11 protein-coding genes are annotated in these 13,949 nt (G+C 60.2%); 2 read left to right on the top strand and 9 right to left on the bottom strand.

The features are described from left to right. Positions 1-168: 168 nt before the first annotated feature. Positions 169-5,763, bottom strand: a complete 5,595-nt coding sequence (locus tag PQR42_RS35355) for a trifunctional serine/threonine-protein kinase/ATP-binding protein/sensor histidine kinase (protein ID WP_408494954.1) — start codon at positions 5,761-5,763, stop codon at positions 169-171. Between the two features lie 231 nt (positions 5,764-5,994). On the opposite strand from PQR42_RS35355, the gene PQR42_RS35350 reads away from it, so the two are divergent. Both PQR42_RS35350 and PQR42_RS35345 read left to right on the top strand, forming a co-directional pair. Continuing rightward, the gene (locus PQR42_RS35350) at positions 5,995-6,675 is read left to right on the top strand and encodes a response regulator transcription factor (RefSeq protein ID WP_408494952.1); all 681 of its coding nucleotides are present in this window, start codon (positions 5,995-5,997) and stop codon (positions 6,673-6,675) included. A 538-nt stretch (positions 6,676-7,213) separates the two neighbouring features. After that, on the top strand, positions 7,214-7,612 hold the full coding sequence (locus PQR42_RS35345; protein ID WP_408494950.1) for a DUF3331 domain-containing protein: 399 nt from the start codon (positions 7,214-7,216) through the stop codon (positions 7,610-7,612). A gap of 113 nt (positions 7,613-7,725) precedes the next feature. Here PQR42_RS35345 and PQR42_RS35340 read toward each other — a convergent pair whose 3' ends face one another. The 8 genes from PQR42_RS35340 to PQR42_RS35305 form a co-directional block, all read right to left on the bottom strand. Next, positions 7,726-8,730, bottom strand: a complete 1,005-nt coding sequence (locus tag PQR42_RS35340) for a GlxA family transcriptional regulator (protein WP_408494948.1) — start codon at positions 8,728-8,730, stop codon at positions 7,726-7,728. A gap of 55 nt (positions 8,731-8,785) precedes the next feature. Beyond that, complete coding sequence (locus tag PQR42_RS35335) at positions 8,786-9,841, bottom strand: HoxN/HupN/NixA family nickel/cobalt transporter (protein ID WP_408494947.1); 1,056 nt, start codon at positions 9,839-9,841, stop codon at positions 8,786-8,788. A gap of 84 nt (positions 9,842-9,925) precedes the next feature. Next, positions 9,926-10,273, bottom strand: coding sequence for a nitrile hydratase accessory protein (locus PQR42_RS35330; RefSeq protein WP_408494945.1), 348 nt, complete (start codon positions 10,271-10,273; stop codon positions 9,926-9,928). A gap of 2 nt (positions 10,274-10,275) precedes the next feature. Next, the gene (gene nthA, locus PQR42_RS35325; RefSeq protein WP_408494943.1) at positions 10,276-10,917 is read right to left on the bottom strand and encodes a nitrile hydratase subunit alpha; all 642 of its coding nucleotides are present in this window, start codon (positions 10,915-10,917) and stop codon (positions 10,276-10,278) included. Between the two features lie 33 nt (positions 10,918-10,950). After that, entirely contained in the window at positions 10,951-11,694 is a 744-nt protein-coding gene (nthB, locus tag PQR42_RS35320) for a nitrile hydratase subunit beta (protein ID WP_408494941.1), read from the bottom strand. Between the two features lie 25 nt (positions 11,695-11,719). Further along, a complete protein-coding gene (locus PQR42_RS35315) occupies positions 11,720-12,223 on the bottom strand; it encodes a DUF1097 domain-containing protein (RefSeq protein WP_408494940.1) in 504 nt (167 codons plus the stop codon). A 24-nt stretch (positions 12,224-12,247) separates the two neighbouring features. Next, positions 12,248-13,237: a CobW family GTP-binding protein gene (locus PQR42_RS35310; protein WP_408494938.1), complete on the bottom strand. Its 990-nt coding sequence runs from the start codon at positions 13,235-13,237 to the stop codon at positions 12,248-12,250. Between the two features lie 515 nt (positions 13,238-13,752). Beyond that, positions 13,753-13,949: hypothetical protein (locus PQR42_RS35305; RefSeq protein ID WP_408494936.1), on the bottom strand; the 197-nt coding region annotated here is incomplete at its 5' end.

The following is a 13,949-nucleotide window of genomic DNA, read 5'->3' as shown; positions in this document are numbered from 1 at the left end:
ACGAAATCGTGTGGCATGCGACTCAAATCAATCGTAGCTCGGAAGCCGCAGCACGGAAATGATACGAATGTATAAACGGTTCATGAGCGTAGCGTCGATCCGGATGCGTCTCGCTCGCGCTCTCAAACATTACCGATTATTGTCCTGTTTATCACGCCGGATTGCCCTTCAGGACGCTTCGCTAATCGAAGGCAGGCTGAACTGGAAAATGGCCCCGTGCCCGGCATTGTTGGACGCCCACACTTGTCCTCCGTGGGCTTCGATGATCGAACGGCAGATCGACAACCCCATGCCCATTCCTTCGGCCTTCGTGGTGAAGAAAGCGTCGAACAGCCGATTTGCGCTTTCCGGATCGATCCCCGGGCCAGAATCCTGTACGGCGACCACGACGTGGCCATCGCTATCCCGATGGGACTCGACCCGTAGTTCACGTGAGTCGTCGGCGATGTCAGCCATCGCCTGGATACCGTTTATGACCAGATTGATGAGCACCTGCTGAAGCTGGACCCGATCGCCGAGCAACGGAGGCAGCCCGGAGTCAAGCTCGAGGCGCAACGAAACGCGATGATTCAAGACTTCGCGCTGAACCAGGGCTACGACGTCATTGATCACATCGTTGAGTTGCAGCTGTGTCTTCCGCGGGGCAGCCTTCCTGGTGAGCGTGCGGATCCGCCGGACAATTTCGCTCGCGCGCCTACCTTCGCCGATCATATGCTGCACACAGGCCCGCACCTCTTCCGGCTGCGGCTCCCCTCGGCCGAGCCATCGCAGGCAGGCTTCGCCACTGGTTACGATCGCGCCGAGCGGCTGGCCGACTTCGTGGGCGATGGATGCACTCAGTTCCCCAAGCGTTGTTACGCGAGTTGCATGAGCCAGTTCTACCTGCAACGCTTGCAACTGCTCTTCTGCCTGTTTGGCCGCGGTCCGCCGCGCTGCGAGTTCCGCCTCGGCCTCCTTCTGTTCGGTCAGGTCGAGCACGAACGCCACGCCGTTTTCCTCCGAGCCCTCGATTAGTGCGCCACCGACCAGAACCGGGATGCGACTGCCGTCCTTGCGGATATATTCCTTCTCATAGGGCGGGGAACTCCCGCGCTGCCGTAGGTCTTCAAGCGCCCGCGCATCGGCGGCGCGATATTCCGGAGGTGTCATGGTGGCCCATTGGACATGGCCGGACAGCAGATCTTGTCGCGAATAACCTACGATCCGGAGAAACGCGTCGTTCGCGTCGGTGGCGATACCGGCCACGTTCCAGAAGAAGACTCCGATGATGTTCGATTCGACCAGCCGCCGGATGCGTGCCTCGCGCACGCGTAGCTCCTCCTCGGCCAACTTGCGCTCGCTGTTCTCGCGCTGCAGGTCGGCGTAGAGAAGCGCGTTCTCCAGCGAGATCGCGGCCTGCGAGGCCAGCAGTTCCAGCACGGTCACGCGTTCGGGCGGGAAAGCATGCGTGGCCAGGTTGTTCTCCAGATACAACAGGCCGATCAACGCAGAGCGCCGCATGATCGGCAGGCACAACACCGACTTCGGTCGCCGACGGGCAAAGTAGTCGTCTGCCGCAAAGGGATTCGATTGCATTGCATCTGTCAGCAATACCCGCTCCTGGCAGCGGCGCACGTAATTGATGACGGACGCGGGCAGCACCGATTCGCGTATGGACGATTCCGGCAACGCCTGTGCGGGCCGCGCCCGGCCCAGATGCCGCTGTACCTGGATCGTCTGCTGCTCGACGCTCGCTTCGGCCGCGAGGACCAGGCTCCCGTTGCGTGCGAGCAGCAAATGGCAGGTCTGAGCCCCGGCATTTTCAAGCAGGATGTGCATCAGCGTGTCGACGAGATCCTCGAGCACGATCTGGCCAGAGATGGCCTGGGAGGCCTTGGTGACCGAGAGCAGATCCAGTTGCTCGACTTTGCCGAACGCAGTGTCCGCCGATGAAGCCGGCTCCTCGCGCAGTTGCGGCGCGCGCGCGTCGATCTGTCTGACCTTACCGTCGGCGCCCCAGCGCGCAAAGCAGTCGCGCGCCTTTCGCATGTATGTGTCGGCAATTGTCTCGAATCCACGCGTCCGGTAGAACGCCGATGCGCGCTCATAAGCGATTGCCTCGTTCTGGACGAAGTGGTGCTCGCGTGCCGAACGAATGGCCTGTTCGTAAAGCTGCATGGCGTCGGAGTCGTGCCTTTCGAGTCGGGCAATTTCCGCGGCTATCAGCGCGGCGCGGTTCGTGAAATTCTCGGGGCAATTGTTCGCCCACGTCTCGAGCTGCTTATGGTGCGCGGACAGCGCCTCCAGATGCCCGGGTTGTTCGTCAGCCGATACCGAATCGCAGTGTGCTGCGCGTGCCAGCGCGCCATAGAAATGATATTCCGCCACCTCGAAGCAGAATGGCGACGCCCACAGCAACGGTTCAGCATTCGATGCCGCCGCGATGGCGCAAGCGTAGTCCCCTGCATGGAAACGCGCTTGCAACTTGCGAATCCAATACCAGCAAGTGACAAGTGCCAGCCCTGGATCTGCGCCCAAATGCTGCTCGAACCGGTCCTCGTCGAACGCAGCATCGTTGAAGGAGCCGAATTCGGGCGTCAGACCGCGGAGTCCATTGATCAGCCTGAGTTGAGCAGTCATGACGTCGGCGACGAATTCGAACCGCATTTTGCGTGCGAACTCGAGGCCACTTTCGGCTTCTTGCTGCACATCGCCGAGCGGATCTCCGGCAGCCAGAAGATTGGTGATCAGGTTGTTGCCGCAATAGCCCGAAAACGTGAGGTCGCCAGTTTGGTTGGCCGTGTCGAAGGCGAGTCGCAGAATGGCACGACCCGAACGTATGTGCGCTGTCCAGGGAACGATGAAGGCGCCAAAGCCGGCGTAGACGCGGGCTTTGAAGCGATCCATCCTGTGCTTCTCGACGAGATCGACGCCAAGCTTGCCGAACCGGAACCCGGCCCCGTAATCACCGAATTGCGGGCCGAGGGTCATGCCGAGCATGACGTAGGCAAATCCCGATCCATCGCTATTGCCATGCTCGAGGCTCAGATTCGCCATGCGACCGGCGATGAGGCAATACAGGTTCATGTCGGTGGCATGGGCGGGCGGCTGGACGGCTGTTAGCACGTCCAGGGTGGCGCGGCACACGGGATCGGTCATCAAGGGCAATTCGAGGAGCTGCTCGATCGAGCGGCTGCCCATCCGTTGCCACAGTTGCTCGTACTCCTGCTGCACCTCCTCCTTCCTCGGGTGCGCCGACCACGTGACGCCGACGGCACGGAGATATTCGAGGCTCACTTCAACGGCCCGGTCGGCTTGTCCCGCGTTCATATAAAGGGCCATGCGCAGGCACGCGACGGCGGCCTTATCGATGAGGCTTGCGGCGCGGTTTGAAAGCATCGACAGCCGTTGTTCCGCCGTCGTCAGGTAGCTGTTCAGGAATTCGCATTCGGCACGCTGAAAGCCGAGCGAGAACGTGAGCGCACCGTGCCGGTTCGTACCATCCTCTGTCACCAGTGCATCTCCGGCAGTGAAATAGGCCAGTGCCGATGCGTAGGCCGTCGCTGCCTTGGCACGCATGCCAGCGCTGAGATTGAGTTCAGCTACACGCTCGCGTTCTTCCTGCGCCTTGATCAGCGCGGCGCCCCGGTTGAACTGGTTTGCCACATCGAACAGATGGTCGGCGAGCTCGTCGGCCGTCATGTTCGAGAGGAGCACGCGACCGATGCGCAGGTGTACTTCACTGCGGCGCTCTTCGGGAACCAGTGAGTAAGCCGCTTGCTGGATCCGGTCGTGCAGGAACTTACCGCTGCCATGGGTGCGCAGAATCAAATTTTCGCGCACGGCAGGCGCAAGTTGCTGCTCAACCTCGGCTTGGCCGCTGACCAGCGCGAGAATCCGCAGGTCGAACTTGTTGCCGAGGCAAGCGGCCAGCTGCAGCGCTTCCTGTGCCGGGATCGGCAGTTGCCGTAACTTGCCCAACATCAGATCGACGACGTTATCGGCAAAGTCTTTCGCTTTGATCTGTTCCAGGTCCCACTGCCATGCCTGCATCTGTGCATCACGGCGTAGCAACCCCTCCTTGTGTAGCGCATCCAGGAATTGGATAAAGAAGAACGGGTTGCTCTCGGTGCGTTCGCAAATGAGGTGTGTGAGCGGCCCGCAGGACGCGGGTGGCGCATGCAGCGTATCGGCGACCAACTGATTCAGATGCGCGACGGACAACGGCGCGAGCTGGATGTCGATCACCGGCGTGCCACTGTGATGGATCGCATCGAGGCTCTTCATAAGCGGATGCGCTCCGCTTACTTCGTTGTCGCGATAGGCGCCGATTAGCATCAGATAACAGGTGTCTGGGTGGGTGAGCAGGTGTTCGACGAGCGCCAGGCTGGCTGCGTCGATCCACTGCAGGTCATCCAGGAAGAGGACTAGCGGATGTGCCTTGCTCGTGAACACGGTCACGAATTGCCGGAAGACCAGGCGGAACCGGTTTTGGGCCTCCGCCGGCGGCAGCGCCGGTACCGGAGCTTGGGTGCCGATGATCAACTCGACTTTGGGCAGCACATCGAGAATGAGCTGGCCATTGACCCCGACCGCAGCCTGCAGTTGTTGTCGCCAGCCGGCGATGCGTGCTGCACTTTCGGCCAGCAGTTGCTGCACCAACTCGCCAAACGCTTGCGTAAGGGTGGCATACGGAATGTCTCGCTGGTACTGATCGAACTTGCCTGAAATGAAGTAGCCATGCTTCGTGACAATCGGCTTGCGCAAGGTGTCGACGAGCGACGACTTGCCGATGCCCGAGTACCCGGATACGGTGGCAAGCGCCGCCCGGCCGGTGGCCGCCATGAGTTCGAATACACCGAGGAGCGCATTCAATTCCTGATCGCGCCCGTACAGTCTGTGTGGAATCTGGAAGCGATCCGATAGATCGTCCGTGCCGAGCCGGAACGGCTCGATCCGGCCGGAGGCGCGCCATTGCGCCAGACAGCGGTCAAGATCGGCTTGCACGCCACGCATGCTTTGATAGCGATCCTCCGGTAGTTTGGCCAACAGCTTCATCACGATGTCCGACACCGGTTGCGGCACCGCGGGCGCGATATCGCACGGCGGCGGTGGCATACGGGCGATGTGGCAATGCGTCCATTCCAGCGGATCGCTCGCCTGGAACGGCAACTGACCGGTCAGCATGCGATAGAGCAACACGCCCATCGAATAGCAATCGGTTCGGTAATCTACCGGACGATTCATGCGGCCGGTTTGCTCGGGGGACATATATGCCCACTCGCCCACAGATACGACAATGTCCTCTGGCGAGACGGTGTGTTCCTGGGTCGTCGCGAGGCTGAAATCCACTAGCAGAACATGGCCAGTTTCTGGCGCGACCAGAATATTGGCCGGCCGCAGATCTCGATGGATGACATGGGCGGTATCGACGCCCGCCAATGCATCGGCTAGGTGATGGGCGATAGCGAGGCAGCGAGGCAGGTCCGGGCGCGGGCCGTGGCACAAAATTGTCTCGAGCGATTCGCCCGAGAAGTCTTCCAGAATCAACACCAGGCGTCCGCGGTCATCGGTCAGGGTAAGCGGCTTGGCAACGCCAGCGATGTTCAACCTTTGAAGGAGCAGATATTCGCGCTTGAAACGAGCGGACTGGACTGCGCCGGCGTGTTCGGGAAGGAGCTTCAGGAGCACCGGCAGCCCGTCTGTCAAGCGCCGGGCACGGTAGAGGTCCGAGCCCGCAGTCATGTAGACCCGATCAATGGTCTGACAATTCGCGACTATCATTGGCCCCCCTTGTCTGCCGCGATCCGGCCCGACACCTGCACGTTGCATTCCGCTGTTGAATGAGGTCCAGGCCTGCACGGGCGTTGGCCTCATCCAAAATAATCACGTGATGACTGCAACGATTTACAATTAGTTTACTCGGTTGCCAATGAGGCGCAGGAGCATTGGCAAGTTGAAAATGGGTCCATGCCAGCGGGGTACGACCGCATTCCGGCTTCCCAAGGTGTCAAGATGACTACTAGACCGACCCGCCGAACGACGGACAAATCCGAAGCAACCGACGCGTCCGTCATCTACGTCGTCGATGACGACAAAGGAATCCGTCTGGCCCTTGACCTGCTTTTGCGCTCCGTAGGCTTGCGCGTCGAAACGTTCGAGTCGCCGGACGAATTTCTCCAGTTTCCTCATTCCGCGGGACCGAGCTGCCTCATCCTCGACGTGCGACTCCGCGGGAAAAGCGGCATGGCTTTTCACCAGGAAATCGTCAATAGCGGCATGCGTATTCCCGTCGTATTCATGACCGGTCATGGAGACATCGAGATGGGGGTGAAGGCAATGAAGGCTGGCGCGCTTGATTTTTTTGCGAAGCCATTCAAAGACCAGGACATGCTCGACGCAGTTGCCCACGCCTTGGCGCGAGACAGCGAACGGCTCGCTGCAGAAGCCGCGTTAGCCGGTCTACGCGCTGCGTACCAGTCTCTTTCGCCACGCGAGAAAGAGGTGATGGGCTTTGTCTTGTCCGGCCTGCTGAACAAGCAGATTGCCTCTGAGATGAACTTGAGCGAAATCACGGTCAAGGTGCACCGTGGACAGGTCATGCGAAAAATGAACGCGCGCTCTATGCCGGATCTCGTGCGCAAGGCCGAATCGCTTGGTGTCAAGCCCTGTCTGCCCGACGGCCGTCAGTGCTGAGCGTGGATCTGCCCGCGTTTGCCGCTCAACAGGAGATTCGCTTGACGGGGCAAGCTCAGTGAAATCTCCTTACCACGCTTATACGTCCGTATAAGCCGGTTACGCTAATGCGGCATCGGTATATCCAACCGTAGAGTAGACTCGCCCTCCGGCTAAATCTACTCTTCTCATATCGCCGCACGCTTGCTCTCATTGCAGCGCAAAGCTCGCGGTTCGGCCCGACGACCCCATGGCGCTTTCGGATGGCCGCCCGACCGGTTCCCTTCTTAACGTCCCCAAGGAATCATCGTGTCATATGTTCTACGTAGCTGGATCCATATCGGGAGCAACTCATATGGCGAGTACACGTTCGTGCCGTGGCTAGGGAGGACCATTTATCGCCGTACCGTCGACTTCTCCGCCATATGCATCCAGTAGCCGCAAAGTCGGGAGTTGCTCGGCCGCTGCTTCACTCTTTGCTAAGGATCGCAAACGATCGTGAACATCCCTCATCGCCTCGGCCGGACCGGGTTACTTCAGCGCTCGAGGTTCGAGACCTGTGGACGACGACGCTCGCAGCCATCGGCCAATTTTTTTCTCCGCCAGACCCGATGCGGAGTCCTCGGACCTGTCCGGTCGCTCCCGCTTGGGTGGTGAGCCGCTCAATTCGCGTAAGTCGGAGGGCGGTGACGTGCGTACCTATACTGTAACGGTCGTGGAGGAACTGTCCAATTCGCTCTTCGCGTTGCGCTGGCACGACGCGACGCTTTGCAACTACGAGGAGCAAATCTGGGCACCATGCTTCGCTCCCGCGGCGGCGCGTTGCGCCCTGTCTGGCGAGCGCATTCGCAAGGGCGACCCGGTCTACCGTCCCCGAATCCGCGGACCGTTCAAACCACTCAACAGCGACGCAGTGATTCTGGCCAGCGAGCTGCGTAAGGCCAGCACACGCGGCTGAGACGCGCTGGCCGTCGCAGAGTGCGCGCCAGCGTTTGGCGACAAACCGTTCAACTTGAAACAGGACGCGTCTCGACGATCACGCGCAATTCGCACGGTTCGCTATCGCTTTCGTCATCGGTGACGCAGAGCAGTAGCCCCGTCGTTCACCGGATCGCCGGAGCGAAAGCGTTGCCGGTATTCGGCGGGACTGATCTGAAGCCGGCGGCTAAACGTACGCCGAAGCGTATCCGCGCTCTCAAAGCCGCAACGCTTCGCGATTTCGCCGATCGGGTGGCGGGTGCTTTCGAGGTAGCGGCGTGCGGCATCGATGCGCGCGTCGTTCAGGAATGCGATGAGACTGACACCGCATTCCTTGGTGAAGATGCGGGACAGATTGCGCGGACTCATTTTGAGCCGGCGCGCAAGCGACGTGGTCGTGTGATTCAGATGAAGGTTGTCGAGCAGGTACTGCTGAATTGACTGGATCTGGGAATCGCTGGCGGCCTGGGTTTCCAACAGGGGGCTGAATTGCGATTGGCCACCCGCGCGGCGCACATATACGATCAGATACTTTGCGACGTCGAGCGCCATTTGCTTGCCGAAGTCTTCTTCGATCATGACCAGCGCGAGATCGATGCCGGCGGTTACGCCTGCGGTCGTGTAGAGGCCGCTGTCTTTTACGTAGATCTGGTCGGGTTCGACCTTCGCCTTCGGAAACATTGACGAAAGACGCGTGGCGTCCATCCAGTGTGTCGTGACCGTCCGGTTGTCGATCATGCCGGCGGCGCCGAAAGCAAAAACGCCATTGCAGATAGCGGCGATCCGCCTCGTGCTCTTGTGCTGCTTCGCGAGCCATTCGCTGAGCGTCGAGTCTTCGAGTACTTCGAATACGCCGAGGCCGCCGGGCACGATCACCGTGTCGAAATGCGGACACGGATCGAAGATGGTCCGGTCCGGCATTACCGTGAGCCCGCTGGAAGACAGCACGCTACCGCGCGTCGTGCCGATCGTCAGCATTTCGTATTCGCAGGCCCCCTGACTGAGGATACGGACCTCCGCAAAGGCGTCCTTGGGGCCCGCGATATCGAGCAGCTGGAATCCGGGGAACAGCACCAATCCGACGGTGATCTTGCGCATAGGTGTCAGTCAAAATGGAGCCGAGGCTGGCGCGACGCATGCCGCATGCGCTCGCCTAGCGGCTCGCCTCGAGTTCGTCGAAGCGCCGGGTTCGGTAAAGCACCATCGATACGAGCCAGCTCGCGGCGAAGATGCCAATGATGATGTAGCCCAGCGTGCCGAAGTTGTCGTTCAGCGTCCCGATAGCATCCCACAGCTTGCCTTCGAGCTTCAAGTGGTCAGAAATCAGGCCCAAGGCCTCGATCGTGCCGACCAGCAGCGCGACCGCGACCGACACCAGCGTGATCGTCATGTTGTAGTAGATCTTACGAATCGGCTTGAGATACGCCCAGCCGTACGCGCCGAGCATCAGGTGACCATCGAGCGTATCCACCAGCGACATTCCCGCGCTGAAGAGCGCCGGGAACACCATGACCGCCCATGGCGAAATGCCATGCGAAGCCTGCGACGCGGACATACCGAGCAGGCTCACCTCAGTCGCGGTGTCGAAACCCAGTCCGAACAGAAAGCCAAGCGGGAACATGTGCCAACTGCGCGTGACGAGCCGAAACATCGGGCGAAAGATCCGCGCGAGAAAGCCGCGATCGGCCAGCAACATGTCGAAGTCGTCGTCGACGTAGGCGCCGCCTGCGCGAACGTGGCGCCATGCCTGGAAGATCGATTTCAGAATCAGCAGGTTCAGGAACGCGATCGCGAACAGAAAGACTGTCGATACCGACGTGCTGATCAGTCCGCCCAATTCCTTGTATTGGGCAAAGCGCGTGCTCAACACGCTTGCGACCGCCACGACCGCGAGCGAGGCGATGACGATGATGGTCGAGTGACCGAGCGAGAAGAAAAAGCCCACGGCGACAGGGCGCCTTTTTTCCTGCATCAGCTTACGGGTCACGTTGTCGATCGCGGCAATGTGATCGGCATCGACCGCATGGCGCAAGCCCAGTCCATAGGCGATCAACCCGGTGCCAAGCAGGACCGGGTGGTCCCAGAACGACACGAACGCCCAGATCCAGGCAGCCGCATTAGTCACCAGCAGCAGGCCGTAAATGCCGAAGAGCTTGCGCTGGACCTGAGGATCGGATCCGGTAAGTACATTGGACAGTTGCTTGAGCATGATAGATATCCTGATGAAACTTCGTTACGCGATATGGCGAGCGTTCTCGCGCCCTTGTCTGAACGCAGGAAGCAAGGGCACGGCTCAGTTGCTGGACGGACGCGATGCGCGCAGATTCAGCGACGCCATGTCTGTGGCCGACAGCACACCAGCCTGCGTCACGGTTTTTTCGAGGGCGAGCAGAAAGCGCTCGTAGTAATCCCACGGTGGCTGCCCCGCGCAGTATCTGTCTTCCCATTCGGCGATCGACTCGATGAGATTCTGGCGGAAGTCTTCCCACTCGAAGTGCCCCGCCTTGGACAGCGAAAGCGCGAGCCCGAATACCTGCCGTTCCCATGGCTTGTCGAACAGCAGTTTGCCTTGCATGCGCGGCGGAGAGTCTGGATGTCCAAGCATGCTGGAGGCGGCATATTCCTCGAACCGGGTAAACATGATCAGACCGCCGGCCGCGGCGATGCGTTAGGCGAGGGTACCAGCGCCACACCCATCATCGCCTCGGGTGTCACGAGCGGGGCCAGTTCCGCTTCGCTCATGCCTTCGGTGCCCGCGGGCCGCTCCGGGATGACGAACCAGCGGATTTGCGCGCTGCTGTCCCATACCTTGACTTCTGTATCGTCCGAAACCGGCACGCCGAACTCCTTCAGCACGGCGCGCGGTTCGCGCACGCCGCGCGCGCGAAACACCGGGTCCTTGTACCAATAGGGCGGCAGACCCAGCACGGGCCAGGGATAGCAGGAGCAGAGCGTGCAGATAATGAGGTTGTGAACGCCGTCGCCGTTGGCGACTGCGGCCATGTGTTCGCCTTCCGCGCCTTCCATCCCGGCCGGGAAGTCCATTTCCGCAATCGCCTTCGGTGTGTCTTCGACAAGGCGTTCTCTGAACGCCGGGTCGATCCACGCGCGCGCCACAATTTTTGCGCCATTGAACGGGCCAGCCATCGTTTCGAAATGAGCCAGCACGGTATCGACCGAGTCGCTGCCCAACACCCCTTTCTCGATCAGAAGCGCTTCGAGCGCCCGTACCTTGGCCGCGCTCGCGGCCTCGCGCTCGTCGTCGTATTTGAAAAGTTCGCTCATGTTGGTTCCATACCAGGTGATGGGTGTAGAGATTCAGTTCGATGCATCGAGATACGCTTCATATAGGTCGGCGTAGATCGTCGTGTTTGGTTCGCTCTTTTCCTTGCCCCAGATGTGCTCGGCCTTGAATGCAACGCGATAGACGGGCATCGGCTCGCCGATGCCGTCGGGTCCGGTCGAAACAAAGTAGGAGTAGGCACCCGGATAGACGAAGTCGATCACACCGTGCTTGTTGCGCAGGTAGCCCGGCAAACGCGTGTGATCGACGGCGGCCGGATCGGCGATGCACACCTGGGCACCGGGTTCGAAACGCGGCGTCTGCTTCAGTGCGTTCAGCCCCGAATCGCCTTTTGCAAGGTAGTCGTTGATCTGCGAGGCAATGGCCGGATTCGGCTGCGCAGGCAGCGGCGCATCGGGTTGGGCGCGGTAACGCGCGGTCTTCTGCGCGAGCTCGTCGGCCGATACATAACCCTGATCGATGAAGAATTGCGAAATCCCCATCAGCCACTTTTCGTAGTACCGGTATTTGAAGTATTCGAACGGCTGCATGCCTTCGGCGCCGGTGCGCAGCGACGCCCAGGTCCACGTATTCCTGAACGTGGTAGGCAGCGTCGCCACCGGGTACTCTGGCAATGCGTCCGACAGATGCGTGCTTTCCGCCATCATCACCGTATGAATGCCGAAAATGCGCTTCTCCCACGGCTCGACGAAAACCCGTGTCTCGACATTGACGGGTCCGAGGTTTTCGAGCCCGCCAAGGCTGTGCTGTAGTTTCATGACGTGCGGTTCCTGAAGTGGGTGGTCAGTTGAGTTGAGGCTGAGGCTTGTGGCTTAGTGCTTCGCCGAACGCTTCGGAGACGATGCCGAAGACGGCGCCGGTGACGAGCGCGGCGGCGGCCATCAACGCCGGGTTCTGGATACCGGCCGTGGTAATCGCCTTACCGGTGGCGATGGTGGTGCCGACCGTCGAAGCGAAGCCCCACACGACGGCGGGCAGCACATTCAGCAGCTTCAGTTTCGACACCTGCACCATCGCCGCACTCCCGACACCGACGCAGATCGCTGCGGCGAGCGGTGCCGTGCCGCTATTGGCGATCGCCATCAGCGAGAGCGACGCGATGATGAGGCCGGTGAGATTCGACGCGACGCTTTGCACGAAGCCGCGCGGACCACCGCCGACCACGAAGAACGATGCCCACGCGATAAACGTGACCCAGACGGGGACCGGAAACACCGTTGCCGTGACGTAGGTGTCGACGACGGCGAGCACGCCGATACTGACGGTAAGCGCATCAGTCTTTTTCATTGCAGACTCCTCGAGATAAGTTGGCTAGTGGATACAGCTGAGAAACGATTCGCGCAGTCGTGGAAAATCCAGATTGCGGCCGATAAACACGAACTTGTTCTCGCGCGGCTCGTCCTTCTGCCATGCGCGTCCGGGTTCGGCTTCCAGCAACATATGCACGCTATGGAAATGGAACTGTCGCGCTTCGGCGTGAAAGTTGAGGACGCCTTTCATCCGCATCAGTTGCTGGCCTTGCTGCTGTACGAGTTCGTTAATCCAACGGTTAAAGCGCGTGGCATCGAGGTCGCCCTTTTCGACCAGCGCGCACGATTGAATCGACGTGTCGTGTTCGTGGTCGTGAGCGCCTTCGTCGAGCAGATCGGGCTCGATCGCGAGCAGCGTGGGGAGCGAGAAGCGGCGCATACCCAGCAGAGCGTCCGCGCGGATTTGCGACCGGGTCGAGGTGATGATGGCGGCGGTTGGATTCAAGGAACGGATCGTTCGTTGGACGGCGACTAGCTCGTCTTGCGTGATCAGGTCGAGCTTGTTGATCAGAATGACGTCGGCGAACGCCACCTGCTCGCGCGCAATGTCGTCTTCGAGTTGCCGGCGCAGATGCAGTGCGTCGACCACAGTGACGACCGATTCGAGATCCACGGCTTCGCGCAGCTCGGGATCGGCGAGGAACGTTTGCAGGACCGGTGCCGGATCGGCGAGTCCGGATGTCTCGACGATCAGGCGCTGCATGGGTGCCGCGCCGGTCTGCGGACGCGTCAGCAGCGCTTTCACACTACCGACGAGGTCGGCGCGCACCGTGCAGCACACGCAGCCGTTATTGATTTCGACCAGCGCCTGTTCTTCGGCGACGATCAGTTGTCCGTCGATGCCGACTTCGCCGAATTCGTTGACGACCACGCCGATTGATCCCGGCGCCCGTTGCTGCAGCAACTGATTGACGAGGGTGGTTTTACCCGAGCCAAGAAACCCAGAGATGACGGTGACGGGAAGCTTGAGCGGTGTGGGTGTGCGATTCATGAGAGAGTCCGTTGCTGATCGAGACTGACTCAATAGAGCGAGTACCAGGCCTGTCGCCGTCATCCGTCTGTGCCGGAAATCAGCTTGTCCCGAATGCACCGGAAATGTGGCTGTTTTTGTCCGAGGCGGACATTGAGGACAACATGATGCGATCAGGCGGCATGAATCGGATGCCAAGCGCTGGTGCAGGTGTGAGATCCGATGCCCTGCGACGGTGCGGAATGTTCCGTAGATATGCGCTGCGGTGGCGATGACCACTCTGGAAAACGCTAATGAGCGCGGATTCAGCAATAACTGGCAGTGCCTACGGCTATTCCGCTTTCAGAAGGCGATGTCAGTTTTCACTGAAAGTAAATAAACAAGTGATTTTCGGTGAATTCTAAACGCGCATCCCGCGGATAAGCTATGACTTCCCACTTCCGAGTTCCCCGTACATTGACCCACGTGCGATGTCTCAGGCGGCACCTTAATGCATTGCCCACCAGCTATACGTTCAATGGCGACGGCACGGCGATTTATCTGAGCGGCGATGTCGACGCGCGCGGCATGGCATCGGCGCTGCAGTTCGTGCGCGACGCGAAGCCATTACCCACGAAGACCTGCGGAGCCGCTGCTGGGCCGTCATTGATTGCTGATGCCTTCGATATCCGACCGTACCGACCATAGTTTGCGAGTAACACCAGAATGACAAACAAGACTGCCGCACAGAACA

The sequence above is a fragment of the Paraburkholderia sediminicola genome, assembly GCF_046027355.1.
In the GTDB taxonomy this organism is placed as follows: Bacteria; Pseudomonadota; Gammaproteobacteria; order Burkholderiales; family Burkholderiaceae; genus Paraburkholderia; species Paraburkholderia sediminicola_B.
Note: the sequence above shows the minus strand (reverse complement) of the source record. Positions and strands in the feature narration are given on the sequence as shown.